Source organism: Streptomyces sp. NPDC002754 (assembly GCF_053592315.1).
The window spans coordinates 1-15,631 of the sequence record NZ_JBSFVM010000042.1 but is presented as its reverse complement, the minus strand read 5'-3'; the positions used below and the strand labels follow the sequence as shown (position 1 = coordinate 15,631).

At 70.2% G+C, this 15,631-nt stretch carries 14 protein-coding genes; 10 read left to right on the top strand and 4 right to left on the bottom strand.

Annotation, left to right across the window (positions count from 1 at the left end):
• Positions 1-51: 51 nt before the first annotated feature.
• The 3 genes from ACWD2L_RS37960 to ACWD2L_RS37950 all read left to right on the top strand — a co-directional run bounded on the left by ACWD2L_RS37960 (position 52) and on the right by ACWD2L_RS37950 (position 3,117).
• On the top strand, positions 52-1,605 hold the full coding sequence (locus ACWD2L_RS37960) for an APC family permease (RefSeq protein WP_351341664.1): 1,554 nt from the start codon (positions 52-54) through the stop codon (positions 1,603-1,605).
• Positions 1,606-1,850: 245 nt separating this feature from the next.
• Positions 1,851-2,504, top strand: coding sequence for a molybdopterin-dependent oxidoreductase (locus tag ACWD2L_RS37955; RefSeq protein WP_351344369.1), 654 nt, complete (start codon positions 1,851-1,853; stop codon positions 2,502-2,504).
• Complete coding sequence (locus ACWD2L_RS37950) at positions 2,488-3,117, top strand: cytochrome b/b6 domain-containing protein (protein ID WP_351344372.1); 630 nt, start codon at positions 2,488-2,490, stop codon at positions 3,115-3,117. Before ACWD2L_RS37955 ends, ACWD2L_RS37950 begins: the two co-directional genes overlap by 17 nt.
• A 54-nt stretch (positions 3,118-3,171) precedes the next feature.
• Here the strand turns inward: ACWD2L_RS37950 and ACWD2L_RS37945 are convergent, their stop codons facing one another.
• Complete coding sequence (locus tag ACWD2L_RS37945) at positions 3,172-4,578, bottom strand: GntT/GntP/DsdX family permease (RefSeq protein WP_351344374.1); 1,407 nt, start codon at positions 4,576-4,578, stop codon at positions 3,172-3,174.
• Between the two features lie 45 nt (positions 4,579-4,623).
• Positions 4,624-5,148 carry a gluconokinase gene (locus tag ACWD2L_RS37940; RefSeq protein ID WP_351344377.1) on the bottom strand — a complete coding sequence of 175 codons (525 nt, stop codon included), beginning with the start codon at positions 5,146-5,148 and terminating at the stop codon, positions 4,624-4,626.
• Positions 5,149-5,273: 125 nt separating this feature from the next.
• On the opposite strand from ACWD2L_RS37940, the gene ACWD2L_RS37935 reads away from it, so the two are divergent.
• A complete protein-coding gene (locus ACWD2L_RS37935) occupies positions 5,274-5,975 on the top strand; it encodes a FadR/GntR family transcriptional regulator (RefSeq protein ID WP_351344380.1) in 702 nt (233 codons plus the stop codon).
• A gap of 22 nt (positions 5,976-5,997) precedes the next feature.
• On the opposite strand, the gene ACWD2L_RS37930 is transcribed toward ACWD2L_RS37935, so the two are convergent.
• Both ACWD2L_RS37930 and ACWD2L_RS37925 read right to left on the bottom strand, forming a co-directional pair.
• Positions 5,998-6,378 (bottom strand): YchJ family protein, encoded by a 381-nt coding sequence (locus ACWD2L_RS37930; RefSeq protein ID WP_351344383.1) that lies wholly within the window; start codon positions 6,376-6,378, stop codon positions 5,998-6,000.
• 104 nt (positions 6,379-6,482) lie between these two features.
• Entirely contained in the window at positions 6,483-7,421 is a 939-nt protein-coding gene (locus ACWD2L_RS37925; RefSeq protein ID WP_351344386.1) for a helix-turn-helix domain-containing protein, read from the bottom strand.
• Positions 7,422-7,605: 184 nt separating this feature from the next.
• Between ACWD2L_RS37925 and tkt the strand changes: the two genes are divergently transcribed.
• The 6 genes from tkt to ACWD2L_RS37895 form a co-directional block, all read left to right on the top strand.
• Complete coding sequence (tkt, locus tag ACWD2L_RS37920; RefSeq protein WP_351344389.1) at positions 7,606-9,702, top strand: transketolase; 2,097 nt, start codon at positions 7,606-7,608, stop codon at positions 9,700-9,702.
• 47 nt (positions 9,703-9,749) lie between these two features.
• A complete protein-coding gene (gene tal, locus ACWD2L_RS37915) occupies positions 9,750-10,871 on the top strand; it encodes a transaldolase (protein ID WP_351344392.1) in 1,122 nt (373 codons plus the stop codon).
• Positions 10,868-12,400 carry a glucose-6-phosphate dehydrogenase gene (gene zwf / locus ACWD2L_RS37910; RefSeq protein WP_351344395.1) on the top strand — a complete coding sequence of 511 codons (1,533 nt, stop codon included), beginning with the start codon at positions 10,868-10,870 and terminating at the stop codon, positions 12,398-12,400. The genes tal and zwf overlap by 4 nt, the downstream gene beginning before the upstream one ends.
• Positions 12,397-13,362 (top strand): glucose-6-phosphate dehydrogenase assembly protein OpcA, encoded by a 966-nt coding sequence (gene opcA, locus ACWD2L_RS37905; protein WP_351344398.1) that lies wholly within the window; start codon positions 12,397-12,399, stop codon positions 13,360-13,362. Before zwf ends, opcA begins: the two co-directional genes overlap by 4 nt.
• The gene (gene pgi, locus ACWD2L_RS37900) at positions 13,355-15,004 is read left to right on the top strand and encodes a glucose-6-phosphate isomerase (RefSeq protein ID WP_351344401.1); all 1,650 of its coding nucleotides are present in this window, start codon (positions 13,355-13,357) and stop codon (positions 15,002-15,004) included. Before opcA ends, pgi begins: the two co-directional genes overlap by 8 nt.
• Positions 15,005-15,047: 43 nt before the next feature.
• The coding region (locus ACWD2L_RS37895) for an NADP-dependent phosphogluconate dehydrogenase (protein WP_351344404.1) at positions 15,048-15,631 on the top strand (584 nt) is incomplete at its 3' end.

Here is a 15,631-nt window from a genome sequence, read left to right as displayed (position 1 = left end):
CCTCACCTCACTTCACCCACCTCACCGCACGAAGGAAGGGACGTCCCCCCAATGAGCGCGAGCGAGCGACCGCCCGAGGCCACGGCGGATCCGGCCATTCACACGTATCTGGGCGAGACGGGCGCGCTGCGCGCCGGGCGGCTCGGTACGGCGGGGCTGCTGCTCTCCGTGCTCGCCGCGACCGGGCCGCTGCTGGTCGTCGCGGGGGTCATGCCGACGACGTTCGCGGTGATGGGGGTGGTCGGCATGCCGCTCCTCTTCCTCCTCCTCGGCGTCGTGCTGGCCCTCTTCAGCGTCGGCTACGCGGAGTTGAGCCGGCACGTGCACAACGCCGGGGCGTTCTACGCGTACATCGCCCGCGGCCTCGGCCCGACCGCGGGCGCGGCGGCGGCCTTCGTCGCGCTCGTCGCCTACAGCGTGCTGCAGGTCGGCATCTTCGGACTGTTCGGCTACGAGGTCGAGGGCCTCGCCGAGCAGTTTCTGAGCCTCGAACTGGCTTGGTGGATACCGGCGTTGGTGGCGGTCCTCGCGGTCGGCGCACTCGGCCTGCTGAAGATCGACGTCAACGCGAAGGTGCTGGGCGTCCTGCTCCTCATCGAGGTCGCCGTCGTGGTCGTCTTCGACATCGCGGCCATCGGCGACCCCGGCCCCCAGGGCCTGTCCCTGCACGCCTTCAACCCGGAGACCCTCTCGGGCGTCGGCCTCGGCACGGCGCTCTGCTTCTGCATCGCCGCGTTCACCGGCTTCGAGCAGGCACCGGTGTACGCGGAGGAGACCAGCAGGCCGCACGTCCTGGTGCCGCGCGTGATGTTCCTCGCGGTCGGCGGCGTCGCCCTCTTCTTCGCGTTCAGCTCGTGGGCGATGACGGTGGCTACGGGCCCCTCCGGCATCGTCGGGGCCGCACAGAAGCAGTCGGCGGGTCTCCTCTTCGGACTGACGGAGGACCGCCTCGGCGGCGCCTTCACGGACGTCGTCCATGTCCTCTTCGTCACCGGCATGTTCGCGGCGCTGCTCAGCTTCCACAACGTGGTGGCGCGGTACGCGTTCGCGATGGGGCGCGAGGGGCTGCTGCCCGCCGCGTTCGGGCGGACGAACACGGCGACCGGGGCGCCCGGCAAGGGCTCGGTGCTGCAGTCGGTGATCGCGCTGATCGCGGTCGTCGGCTTCGCGATCGCCGACGACGGGCCGTTCGGCGACCCGACGGCGCCGGTCCTGCACCTGTTCACGTGGGGCGGCAACGTGGGCGCGCTCGGCGTCATCGTCCTCATGGCCACGGCGTCCCTCGCGGTCATCGTGTTCTTCGCGCGGCGTGGGGCCGCGGGGTCGCAGGCGTGGCGCCTGGCGGCGTCCGCGGTGGCGGGCCTGGCCCTCCTCGTGATCGCCGTCTACACGGTCAAGGACTTCGACGTCCTGGTCGGCTCGGGCCCCAACTCCCCGCTCAACTGGATCCTCCCCGGCATCATCGCCCTCGCGGCGGTGGCCGGCGGCGCGTACGGCCTGTTCCTCCGCCGCACAAGCCCCGAGGCCCACGCGCGCATCGGCTTGGGCAACGAGGCCTTCCAGCTGGACCAACGTGCGGACCATTCAAGCCCCGCCGGCGATTGAGGCGCGGGGTCCGGGGCAGCGCCCCGGGAGCGCAACCCCATCCGGGGCTGAGGACTCGGGGCTCCGCCCCGGACCCCGCTGCTCAGTCGCCGCAGGGGCTTGATGGGGGGCGCTGCCCCGGGAGCCACAAGTGACGAACCCCTGACGGGGGGCCGAAACCCCTGGTATCCGGCCCCCCGTGATGCTGGAATCGCAACGTGACCCCGAACCAAGGCCCCCCGGTAGGCCGACGGCTAATCCTCGGAATGCTGGGCGCGGGAGCGCTCACCGTGGCCGCCGCCCCCACCCTCCAACACGCCTTCGAAAGCCTCGCCCAGAAGGACCCCACCGGCCTCACCGGCGTACTGCCGAACGGCGGCGGCTTCCGCTACTACTCGGTCGCCGCCTCCGTCCCCCACAAGAGCGCCGAGACCTACCGCCTCAAGGTCGACGGCCTGGTCGACCACCCGTCGACGTACACGCTCCCCGGACTGAGGGCGCTGCCGCAGACCCGCCTCGTCCGCGACATCCAGTGCGTCACGGGCTGGCGGGTCCCGCACACGCCCTTCGAAGGTGTACGGCTCTCGCGGATCCTGGACGCCGCGGGGGTGCGCCCCACCGCCAGGGCCGTACGCCTGACCTGCTTCGACGGCACGTACAGCGAGAGCCTCACGCTGAAGCAGGCCCGCCGCGCCGACGTCCTGGTGGCGCTGCGCATGCAGGACAAGGACCTCTCGCACGCGCACGGCGGCCCGGTGCGCCTCTACGCGGCCCCCATGTACTTCTACAAGTCGGCCAAGTGGCTCTCCGGCATCACCGTCACCGACGACGTACAGCCCGGTTACTGGGAGGAGCGCGGCTACGACATCGACGCCTGGGTCGGCCGCTCGAACGGACGCGACGATGAGCCCACGAACTGAGCAACTCGCGGCAGCCGTCCGCCGGTTCACCCGCGCCGAACGCTGGGTGCACCGCGCCACGGCCGTCCTCATGGGCGTGTGCGTCGCGACGGCCGCCTGCCTCTACGTTCCGCAGCTCGCCGAACTCGTCGGCCGCCGCGCCCTCGTGGTCACGCTCCACGAATGGTCGGGCCTGCTGCTGCCGGTGCCCTTCCTGGCCGGCCTCGTCTCCCGCGCCTTCCGCGCGGACCTGGGCCGGCTCAACCGGTTCGGCCCCCACGACAAGGCATGGCTGCGCGCGGTCCTGCACCGGCGTCCGGGACACCGCCCGGCGGGCAAGTTCAACGCCGGGCAGAAACTGTGGGCGGCGTGGCTCGCAGGCGCCGTCCTGGTGATGCTCGGCACGGGACTACTCATGTGGTTCACCCACCTCGCCCCGCTCACCGTGCGCACCGGCAGCACCTTCGTGCACGACTGGCTGGCGCTCGCCCTCGGTATCGTGCTCGCCGGGCACATCGGCATGGCGGTCGCCGACCCCGAGGCGCGCCGGGGCCTGCGTACCGGCTTCGTGGACCGGGACTGGGCCGCGCGCGAGCACGGCGAGTGGCTCGACCGCGACACGACCGACATGTGAACGGGCCCCCGCAGCAAGCACGCTGCGAGGGCCCGGCACGGAAAGAGTGCTTCGCTAGATCACCAGCGACAGCAGCAGTACCAGCGCACCCGCGACCACGGAGATGATCGTCTCCATGAGCGACCAGGTCTTCACGGTCTGCCCGACGCTGAGCCCGAAGTACTCCTTGACCAGCCAGAAACCGGCGTCGTTGACGTGGCTGAAGAACAGCGAACCCGCGCCGATCGCCAGGACGAGGAGCGCCGTGTGGGAGTCGCTCATGTTGGCCGCGAGGGGTGCGACCAGACCGGCGGCGGAGACCGTGGCGACCGTGGCCGAACCCGTGGCGACGCGGATGACGACCGCGATGAGCCAGGCGAGCAGCAGCGTCGGGAGGCCCCAGTCCTTGGAGATCTCCATGATCATCTCGCCGACACCGGAGTCGACGAGGGTGCCCTTGAAGCCACCGCCCGCGCCCACGATGAGCAGCACGCCCGCGATCGGGCCGAGGGACTTCTCGGTGGTGGAGAGCACCTTGCCCTTGGTGAAGCCGGCCGGGCGGCCGAGGGTGAACATGGCGACGACGACGGCGACGAGCAGCGCCATCATCGGGTTGCCGATCACGTCGAACACGCGCTGGACCATGGCGTCCGGGTCGTCCACGATGACGTCGACGAGAGCCTTGGACAGCATCATCACGACCGGCAGCAGGATCGTCGCGACGGCGGCGCCGAAGCTCGGACGCTTCTCCAGGTCGTCGGAGGCGCGGGCAGGGATCATCTTCTCGGGGGCCGGGACGTCGACCCACTTGGCCGCGTACTTCGAGAAGACCGGGCCCGCGATGACGACCGTCGGGATGGCGACGAGGATGCCGAGCGCCAGCGTGAGGCCGAGGTTGGCGTCCACCGCCTGGATCGCGACGAGCGGGCCGGGGTGCGGCGGGATCAGGCCGTGCATGACGGACAGGCCGGCGAGGGCCGGGATGCCGATCCGCATCAGCGAGTAGTTGCCGCGCTTGGCGACCATCAGGACGACGGGGATCAGCAGGACGATGCCGACCTCGAAGAAGAGCGGCAGACCGATCACGGCGGCGATGAGCACCATGGCCCACGGCATCGCCTTGCCGCCGGACTTGCCGGCCTTGGCGAGGATCGTGTCGACGATCTGGTCGGCGCCGCCGGAGTCGGCGAGCAGCTTGCCGAGGATCGCGCCGAGCGCGATCAGCACGCCGACGCCGGCGACGGTTTCACCGAGCCCGCCGCTGAAGCTTTCGATCACCTTGTCCAGCGGCGCACCGGCGAACGCGCCGAGCGCGAGCGAGCCGATGGTCAGCGCCAGGAAGGCGTGCATCTTGAACTTGGTGATGAGCAGGACGATGACGGCGATTCCCGCGAGCACGGCGATCCCGAGCTGGGCATGGCCCGCGGACGTGATCGGCTCGACGGTGTCCGCTGCCAGCATCTCGACGCTGAGTCTGGTCACGGTCTTATCCCTTGTACGAGTGGGGGGACGGGGGTTTTACGGGCGTTACGCGGTGGGGGCCGCGGAGTCGAGTGCGGCCAGGGCCCGTACGGCCCGGTCCGCGATCTCCTCAGGTGTTCCCGCGACGTCGACGGCCACGCCCGCCTCGTCCGCCGCGAGCGGCTGGAGCGTGGCGAACTGCGAATCGAGCAGCGAGGTGGGCATGAAGTGTCCTTCGCGATGCCCCATCCGGTCCTCGATCAGCTCGCGCGAGCCGGTGAGGTGGACGAAGACGGCGCCGGGGGCCTCGGCCCGCAGGCGGTCACGGTAGCTGCGCTTGAGGGCGGAGCTGGAGACCACCCCGCCGAGCCCTGCCCGGCCGTGTGCCCACCGGCCGATGGCATCGAGCCAGGGCCAGCGGTCCTCGTCGGTCAGGGGGGTGCCGGCCGACATCTTCTCGATGTTGGCCTCGGGGTGGAAGTCGTCGCCCTCGGCGTAGGGGACGCCGAGTCGTTCGGCGAGCAGGGGACCGATCGTTGTCTTGCCGGTTCCTGCCACGCCCATCACCACGACGACGTGGGGGGTGCTCATCGGGTACTGCCTCGCTGTCTTCGTCGACATCGCTGTGTCACCTCACTGAAACCCAATAGGTCTGACTAATTCAAGGGGCTGTGATGTAAAAGTCAGACCATTGAGCCCGGGGCTAGGGTAAACCCATGACCACAGAGGGCCGCGGCCTGCATGCCCGCGTACTGGAAAGCCTCGGCCCCGCCATCACGGCGGGCGAGTACCCGGCGGGCAGCGTGCTGCGCACCGACGAGCTGGCGCAGCGCTATGAGGTGTCCCGCTCGGTCATGCGCGAGGCGGTGCGGGTCCTGGAGTCGATGCACCTGGTGGCCTCGCGGCGCCGGGTCGGCGTGACGGTGCGGCCCGCGGGGGAATGGAACGTCTACGACCCGCAGGTGATCCGCTGGCGCCTCGCGGGCACCGACCGGCCGCGCCAGCTGCGGTCGTTGACGGTGCTGCGCTCGGCGGTCGAGCCGATCGCGGCGGGCCTGGCGGCGCGGAACGCGAGCGCGGAGCAGTGCGCGGAGCTCACGGAGTGCGCGCTCGGCATGGTGGCGAACTCTCGGGGTCAACAACTGGAGGGCTACCTCTTCCACGACGTCGAGTTCCATCGTGTGGTGCTCAACGCGTCGGGCAACGAGATGTTCGCCCACCTCGGCGATCTGGTGGCGGAGGTCCTCTCGGGCCGCACCCACCACCAGGTCATGTTCGAGGACCCGGACCCGGCGGCGGTCAGCCTCCACGTCAAGGTCGCGGAGGCGGTACGGGAGCGGGACGCGGAGCGCGCGGAGGCGCTCACGCGGGAGATCGCGGTCGGCGCGCTGGAGGAGCTGGACATCCTCGCGCCCTGAACCACCTTGCCGCGACGGCGAGTTACTCGATGAAGTCCCCGTCGACGTACACCCACGCACCGTCCACCCGGGAGAACCGGCTGCGCTCGTGCAGCTCGCCGCCCTTGTAGCGGGCGCGGAAGGTGACGGTGCCGCGCTGATGGAACGCGGACCCGTCACCGGTCTCCACGATCTCCAGCCCGGTCCACCGCGGCGCGTCATCGAAGTCGATGCGGGGCGGCCGGGTGTCCGGATGCCAGGTCCGCAGCAGATACCCCCCGTCCCGCCGAACGAACGCGACATACCGCGACCGCATCAACGCTTCAGCGGTGGGCGCGGCGCTGCTGCCGGAATGGTGCCGGCCGCAGCACGCTTCGTAGGCGGCGGGAAGCCCGCAGGGACAGGTGGAGGAGGCGCGTGACATGGGCCCATTGTGCCTATCAGGCGCTTCTGGCTATGCAAGCGGTTCCGGCAAATCAAGCCCCGCCGGCGATTGAGGCGCGGGGTCCGGGGCGGAGCCCCGAGTCGTCAACCCCGGCCGACCGTACCCTCACGAAACCCGGCCGGCGTAGCCCCCACATGCTGCTGAAAGTACTTCGAGAAATTCGCCGAATCCGCAAACCCCACCGCAACCCCGATCCGCCCCACCGGCAACTCCGTATGCGCCAGCATCCGCTTCGCCTCCAGAATCACCCGCCGATCGATGAACGCCTTCGGCGTGAGCCCCGTCGCGGCCCGCACCGCCCGGACCAGCGTGCGACGCGAATACCCCAACTCGTCGGCGTACGCACTCACGCTGTGGTTGGACGCGAACCCGTGCTCGACCGCCGCGCGGAACCGCGTGAACGTCGTGTTCTGCTGCGGCGTCCCGTCGTCCTCCATCGCGGCCCGCGCCGACACATGCGCCACGCGCAGCATCAACGCCGTCAGGGTGTGCCGCAGCACCGCGGTGTGCAGGCTCAGCGGCAGCGTGTCCGTGTCCACGTACTCGCGGCGCAACTGCTCCAACGAGGCGTCGAGCGCGGCGAGTTGCTCCGCGTCGGGGTGCAGCAGCGGTGGCCGGTCGTAGCGGTAGAGCCCGGTCGCCTCGACGATGGCCCGCGGCAGGAACCCCGGCTGCATGGTCAGCGCCGTGCCGACGTACGCGTCCTCCGTCGAGAAGCCGTGCACCTGCCCCGGCCGGATCCACAGGATGTCCCCCGCCCCCACCTCGTACTCGGTGAAGTCGATCATGTGGCGGGCGGGGCCCTCGCGGAAGAACAGCAGCACGTGGAAGTCGATGCGGTGCACGCGCCGCGACAGGCCGACGCCACCCGCCCACGGGCCCTCGGAACCCATCGGCCCGACCTGGACCCCGACGCCGGACAGGCTCGCGCCCGGGTCGAACGGATAGGTGCGGATCTGCGCTCGATTCTCAGTGGGCGCCCGCAGATGTGCGCTCGTCTGTGAGGGGTCCTGCTCCGCCATCCACTCTCCTTGGCTCTGGCTTCGGCGAGTGTCCCATTTTCACCGAACGCTGGCACGGAGGTACCTGGCGAGCCAAAAGTATGACCTTTACATTCGTAAGTGGTTCGACCTGGGACTTTGGTCCTGGGGGGACGGTGCCTTTCGGTACCTCGGCAGGACAACGGATGTGAAGGAAGCTGTACAGATGAGCACGCAGACACCGGACGGACTCGACCCCTTCCAGAGCGCCTTCGAGTGGACCGAGCGCGACCAGCGTGCCGTCGACACCGCGCGCCTCCTGGCGGCGGACGCGGTGCAGAAGGTCGGCAACGGTCACCCCGGCACCGCGATGAGCCTGGCCCCGGCCGCGTACACCATCTTCCAGAAGGCCATGCGGCACGACCCGGCCGACCCGGAGTGGACCGGCCGCGACCGCTTCGTCCTGTCGCCCGGCCACACCAGCCTCACCCTTTACACCCAGCTGTTCCTGGCCGGTTACGAGCTGGAGCTCGACGACCTGAAGGCGTTCCGCACGCAGGGTTCGAAGACGCCGGGTCACCCCGAGTACGGCCACACCGCCGGTGTCGAGACCACGACCGGGCCGCTCGGCCAGGGCCTCGCCAACGCGGTGGGCATGGCCATGGCCGCCCGCTATGAGCGCGGTCTGTTCGACCCCGAGGCTCCCGAGGGCGCCTCCCCCTTCGATCACACCATCTGGGCGATCGTCTCCGACGGCGACCTGGAGGAGGGCGTCTCCGCCGAGGCCTCATCCCTCGCGGGCCACCAGAAGCTCGGCAACCTCGTCTTCGTCTACGACGACAACCACATCTCCATCGAGGGCGACACCGCGACCGCCTTCTCCGAGGACGTCCTGAAGCGCTACGAGGCGTACGGCTGGCACGTCCAGCGCATCGCGCCCACGGCGGACGGGGACGTCGACCCGAAGGCCCTGTACGAGGCGCTCGCCGCCGCCAAGGCCGTCACCGACAAGCCCTCGATCATCGCGATGCGCACGATCATCGCCTGGCCCGCCCCGACCGCGAAGAACACCGAGGCCTCGCACGGCTCGGCGCTCGGCGCCGAGGAGATCGCCGCCACGAAGAAGGTCCTCGGCTTCGACCCCGAGCAGTCCTTCATCGTCGAGGACGAGGTCGTCGCCCACACCCGCGGCGCCCTCGACCGCGGCGCCGAGGCGCACGCAGCCTGGGACAAGCAGCTCGCCGAGTGGCGCAGCGCCAACCCGGAGCGCTCCGCGACCCTCGACCGCGTGCTCGCGGGCCGCCTCCCCGAGGGCTGGGAGGACGCCCTGCCGTCCTTCGAGACCGGCACGAAGGTCGCCACGCGCGCCGCGTCCGGCAAGGTCCTCCAGGCGCTCGGCCCGGTCGTCCCCGAACTGTGGGGCGGCTCCGCCGACCTCGCCGGCTCCAACAACACGACCATCGACAAGACCAGCTCCTTCCTCCCGAAGGGCAACCCGCTCTCCGAGGCCGACCCGTACGGCCGCACCGTGCACTTCGGCATCCGCGAGTTCTCGATGGCCGCTGAGATGAACGGCATCGCGCTGCACGGCAACACCCGCATCTACGGCGGCACGTTCCTCGTGTTCTCCGACTACATGCGCAACGCGGTCCGTATGTCGGCCCTCATGCAGCTCCCCGTCACCTACGTCTGGACCCACGACTCCATCGGTCTCGGCGAGGACGGCCCGACCCACCAGCCCGTCGAGCACCTCGCCGCGCTGCGCGCCATCCCGGGCCTGAACGTGGTCCGCCCGGCCGACGCCAACGAGACCACCACCGCCTGGCGCGAGATCCTCGAGCGCGGCACCGAGAAGCCGGCCCCGCACGGCCTGGCGCTCTCCCGTCAGGGCCTGCCGACGTACGAGGCCAACGCGGATGCCGCCAAGGGCGGTTACGTCCTCTTCGAGGCCTCCACCGGCACCCCCGACGTCGTCCTCATCGCCACCGGCTCCGAGGTGCAGCTCGCCGTCGCCGCCCGTGAGCAGCTGGAGGCCGAGGGCGTCGCCACCCGCGTCGTCTCGATGCCGTCCGTCGAGTGGTTCGAGGAGCAGGACGCCGAGTACCGCGCCGCCGTCCTGCCGCCGTCGGTCAAGGCCCGCGTGGCGGTCGAGGCCGGCATCGGCCTGACCTGGTACCGCTACGTCGGTGACGCGGGCCGGATCGTCTCCCTGGAGCACTTCGGTGCCTCCGCCGACGCGGGCACGCTCTTCGCCGAGTTCGGCTTCACCGCCGAGAACGTCGCCGCCAAGGCCCGCGAGTCTCTCGCCGCCGCCCGCGCCTGACCCCACGTAACACACGTACGCACGCCCGAAAGAAGATGAAGCAGAACATGAGCAACGCCGTCGCACCCCTCAAGTCGCTGTCCGACGAAGGCGTTTCCATCTGGCTGGACGACCTGTCCCGCACCCGCATCGAGTCCGGCAACCTCGCCGAGCTCATCGAGAACAGCCACGTCGTGGGCGTCACCACGAACCCCTCGATCTTCCAGGCCGCCATCGGCAAGGGCGAGGGCTACGAGGAGCAGCTCGCCGACCTGGCCGTCCGCAAGGTCACCGTCGACGAGGCCGTGCGCATGATGACGACCCAGGACGTGCGCGCCGCCGCCGACATCCTGCGCCCCGTGTACGACGCGACGCAGGGCCGTGACGGCCGCGTCTCCATCGAGGTCGACCCGCGCCTGGCCCACAACACCGATGCCACCATCGCCGAGGCCAAGCAGCTCGCCTGGCTCGTCGACCGCGAGAACGTCATGATCAAGATCCCGGCGACCCTCGCGGGCCTCCCGGCGATCACCGAGGTCATCGGCCTCGGCATCTCGGTCAACGTCACGCTGATCTTCTCCCTCGACCGCTACAAGGCCGTCATGGACGCCTACCTGGCCGGCCTGGAGAAGGCCCACGAGCGCGGCATCGACCTCTCCTCGATCCACTCGGTCGCCTCTTTCTTCGTCTCGCGCGTCGACGCCGAGATCGACAAGCGCCTCGACAAGATCGGCACCGACGGGGCCAAGGACGCCAAGGGCAAGTCGGCGCTCGCCAACGCCCGTCTCGCCTATGAGGCGTTCGAGCAGGCCTTCGCCGCCGAGCGCGCCACCAAGCTGGCGGCCGCGGGCGCCAACAAGCAGCGCCCGCTGTGGGCCTCCACCGGCGTCAAGGACCCCGCGTACAAGGACACCCTGTACGTCGACGAGCTGGTCGCGCCCGGCACCGTCAACACCATGCCCGAGGGCACCCTGAAGGCGACCGCGGACCACGGTGAGATCACCGGCGACACCATCACCGGCCGCTACGAGCAGGCCCGCGCCGAGCTCAAGGCCGTCGACGCGCTCGGCATCTCCCTCGACGAGGTCACCCAGCAGCTCGAGGACGAGGCCGTCGCCAAGTTCGAGAGCGCCTGGAACGACCTGCTCGGCACCGTCTCCTCCCGCCTGACGGAGGCTGAGTCCAAGTGAGCTCCACCGCTTGGCAGAACCCGCTGAGGGACCCGCGCGACCGGCGTCTGCCGCGCGTCGCGGGCCCCTCCGGGCTCGTCATCTTCGGCGTCACGGGCGACCTGTCCCGCAAGAAGCTGATGCCGGCCGTCTACGACCTCGCCAACCGCGGCCTGCTGCCGCCCGGCTTCTCGCTCCTCGGCTTCGCCCGCCGCGAGTGGGAGGACCAGGACTTCGCGCAGGTCGTCCACGACTCGGTCAAGGAGCACGCCCGCACCCCCTTCCGCGAGGAGGTCTGGCAGCAGCTCGCCGACGGCATGCGCTTCATCCCCGGCGACTTCGACGACGACACCGCGTTCAAGCAGCTGCGCGAATCCGTCGACGAACTCGACGAGAAGCGCGGCACCAGCGGCAACTACGCGTTCTACCTCTCCGTACCGCCGAAGTTCTTCCCCAAGGTCGTGCAGCAGCTCAAGAAGCACGGTCTCGCGGACGCGGCCGAGGGCTCCTGGCGGCGCGCCGTCATCGAGAAGCCGTTCGGTCACGACAGCGGGTCGGCGCACGAGCTCAACGCGATCGTGCACGACGTGTTCTCGCCCGAGCAGGTCTTCCGCATCGACCACTACCTCGGCAAGGAGACCGTCCAGAACATCCTGGCGCTGCGCTTCGCCAACCAGATGTACGAGCCGATCTGGAACCGGTCCTACGTCGACCACATCCAGATCACGATGGCCGAGGACATCGGCATCGGCGGCCGCGCCGGCTACTACGACGGCATCGGCGCCGCCCGCGACGTCATCCAGAACCACCTGCTCCAGCTGCTCGCCCTCACGGCGATGGAGGAGCCCGCCGCGTTCGACGCCGAGTCGCTGGTCAACGAGAAGCTCAAGGTCCTCAAGTCCGTACGGCTCCCCGCCGACCTGGAGAAGTCCACGGTCCGCGCGCAGTACGCGGCGGGCTGGCAGGGCGGCGAGAAGGTCCGCGGCTACCTCCAGGAAGACGGCATCGACCGCGCGTCGAAGACCGACACCTACGCGGCCGTGAAGCTGGGCATCGACAACCGCCGCTGGGCGGGCGTCCCGTTCTACCTGCGCACCGGCAAGCGCCTCGGCCGCCGCGTCACGGAGATCGCGGTCGTCTTCCAGCGCGCCCCGCACTCCCCGTTCGACCACACCGCCACCGAGGAACTCGGCCAGAACGCGATCGTCATCCGCGTTCAGCCGGACGAGGGCATGACGGTGCGCTTCGGATCCAAGGTGCCGGGTACGTCGATGGAGATCCGCGACGTGTCCATGGACTTCGCTTACGGCGAGTCGTTCACCGAGTCCAGCCCGGAAGCGTACGAGCGGCTGATCCTGGACGTGTTGCTGGGCGACGCCAACCTCTTCCCCCGTACGGAAGAGGTCGAGGAGTCCTGGCGCATCCTCGACCCCATCGAGGAGCACTGGGACAAGGTCGGCAGGCCCGCCCGGTACGCCTCGGGGAGCTGGGGCCCGAAGGAAGCGGACGAGATGCTCGCACGAGACGGACGGAGCTGGCGCAGGCCATGAGGATCGACCTGACCGACACCACGGCAAGCAAGGTCAACAAGGCGCTCGTCGAAGGACGCCGGGCCATCGGGACGCCCGCGGTGGGCATGGTCCTGACGATGGTCATCGTCACGGACGAGGAGAACGCCTACGACGCGACGAAGGCCGCCCAGGAGGCGTCCCGCGAGCACCCCTCGCGCACCCTCGTCGTCATCCGGCGCACCAAGCGCCTGCCCCGCGACCGGCACGGCAACCGGCTCGACGCCGAGGTCCGCCTCGGCTCCGAGGCCGGCACCGGCGAGACGGTCGTTCTGCGCCTGTACGGCGAGACCGGCCAGCACGCCGACTCCGTCGTCCTGCCGCTGCTGCTGCCCGACGCCCCGGTCGTCGTGTGGTGGCCGGTCGACGCCCCCGACGAGCCCTCCAAGGACCCGCTCGGCGCGCTCGCCGCCCGCCGCATCACCGACCTGTACGCCGACGAGGACGCGCTCGCCGCCCTCGACCGGCGCGCCGCGCACTACGCCCCCGGCGACACCGACCTGGCCTGGACCCGGCTCACCCCGTGGCGCTCCATGCTGGCCGCCGCGCTCGACCAGGCCCGTACCGACGTCGTCTCCGCGGCCGTCGAGTCCGAGGCCGAGAACCCCAGCGCCGAACTGCTCGCGCGCTGGCTCGGCGCCCGGCTCGGCGTCCCGGTCGAGCGGGTCGTCACGGAAGGCCCGGTCGTCACCGCGGTCCGCCTCGGCACGCCGAGCGGTGAGATCCGCATCGACCGCCCGGAAGGGCCGCTCGCCAAGCTGACCCTGCCGGGACAGCCCGAGCGCACCCTCGCCCTCAAGGTCCGCTCCACCGCCGAGCTGATCGCGGAGGAACTCCGGCGCCTCGACGCCGACGAGATGTACGCCGTGGCCCTGCAGGCAGCCGCCCCCGGCAAAGGCAGCAAAGGCAGCAAAGTCACCAAGGAGTCCGTTCAACATGCCTGACACCGCCCCCTTCCTCACCCGCCGCCCGCAGTGGACGGCCCTTGAGGACCACCGCGCGAAGTTCAACGGCACGCACCTGCGCGACCTGTTCGCGAAGGACGCGGCCCGTGCCGAGCGCTACACGCTCGACGTCGGTGACCTGCACATCGACTACTCCAAGCACCTGATCACGGACGAGACCCTCGCCCTGCTCCAGGAACTGGCCACCGCCACCGACGTGTTCGGGCAGCGCGACGCCATGTTCCGCGGCGAGAAGATCAACACGACCGAGGACCGCGCCGTGCTGCACACGGCCCTGCGCGCCCCGGCCGACGCCGTGGTCGAGGTCGACGGCGAGAACATCGTGCCGAAGGTGCACGAGGTCCTCGACCAGATGGCCGTCTTCGCCGACTCCGTGCGTACGGGGGAGTGGACCGGCCACACCGGCAAGCGGATCCGCACCATCGTCAACGTCGGCATCGGCGGCTCGGACCTCGGCCCCGCGATGGCGTACGAGGCGCTGCGCCCGTTCACCGCCCGCGATCTGACGGTCCGCTTCGTGTCGAACGTCGACGGCGCCGACCTGCACGAGGCCGTCCGCGACCTCGACCCGGCCGAGACGCTGTTCATCATCGCGTCCAAGACCTTCACGACGATCGAGACGATCACCAACGCGAAGGCGGCGCGCTCCTGGCTGCTTGCGGCGCTGAAGGACGAGTCCGCCGTCGCGAAGCACTTCGTCGCCCTTTCGACCAACGCCGAGAAGGTCTCCGAGTTCGGCATCGACACAGCCAACATGTTCGCGTTCTGGGACTGGGTCGGCGGCCGCTACTCCTTCGACTCGGCCATCGGCCTCTCGCTGATGATCGCCATCGGCCCGGACGCGTTCCGCGAGCTGCTCGACGGCTTCCGCCTGGTCGACGACCACTTCCGCACGGCCCCCGCCGAGGCGAACGCGCCGCTGCTGCTCGGCCTCCTCGGCGTCTGGTACGGCAACTTCCACGGCGCGCAGTCGCACGCGGTGCTGCCGTACTCGCACTACCTCTCCAAGTTCACCGCGTACCTCCAGCAGCTCGACATGGAGTCCAACGGCAAGTCCGTGGACCGCCAGGGCCGCGGCGTGGAGTGGCAGACGGGCCCGGTCGTCTGGGGCACCCCCGGCACCAACGGCCAGCACGCCTACTACCAGCTGATCCACCAGGGCACGAAGCTGATCCCGGCGGACTTCATCGGCTTCGCGAACCCCGTCGACGAGCTGAGCGACGGTCTCAAGGACCAGCACGACCTGCTGATGGCCAACCTGTTCGCGCAGGGCCAGGCGCTCGCCTTCGGCAAGACGCCGGACGAGGTCCGCGCGGAGGGCGTCGCCGAGGAACTGGTCGCCCACAAGACGTTCAAGGGCAACCACCCGACGACGACGATCCTCGCGCGCGAGCTGACCCCGTCGGTCCTCGGCCAGCTCATCGCCCTCTACGAGCAGAAGGTCTTCGTCCAGGGCGCCATCTGGAACATCGACTCCTTCGACCAGTGGGGCGTCGAGCTCGGCAAGGTCCTCGCCAAGCGCGTGGAGCCCGCCCTCACCGAAGGCGCGGAGGTCCCCGGCCTCGACGCGTCGACGCAGTCCCTGGTCAGCACGTACCGCGCGCTGCGCGGTCGCAAGTAGCCCTAGATCAGCCACAACTAGCACTGAAGGTAAGTGAACTGACATGCAGCTCGGTCTCATCGGTCTCGGCAAGATGGGCGGCAACATGCGCGAGCGCATCCGCCGCGCCGGCCACACCGTCATCGGCTACGACCGCAACCCCGAGGTCTCCGACGTCGCCTCCCTCCAGGAGCTCGTCGAGAAGCTCGAGGGCCCGCGCGTGGTGTGGGTGATGGTCCCGGCCGGTGCCGCCACCCAGTCGACCGTCGACGAGCTCGGCGCCCTGCTCTCCGAGGGCGACATCGTCGTCGACGGCGGCAACTCCCGCTGGACGGACGACGAGAAGCACGCCGAGGAGCTCGCGGCCAAGGGCATCGGCTTCGTCGACGCCGGTGTCTCCGGCGGCGTCTGGGGCCTGGAGAACGGCTACGCGCTGATGGTCGGCGGCTCCGAGGAGAACGTCGCCAAGGTCAAGCCGGTCTTCGACGCCCTGAAGCCCGAGGGCGACTTCGGCTACGTCCACGCGGGCAAGGTCGGCGCCGGCCACTTCTCCAAGATGGTCCACAACGGCATCGAGTACGCCATGATGCAGGCCTACGCCGAGGGCTGGGAGCTCCTGGAGAAGGTCGACTCCGTGGACAACGTCCG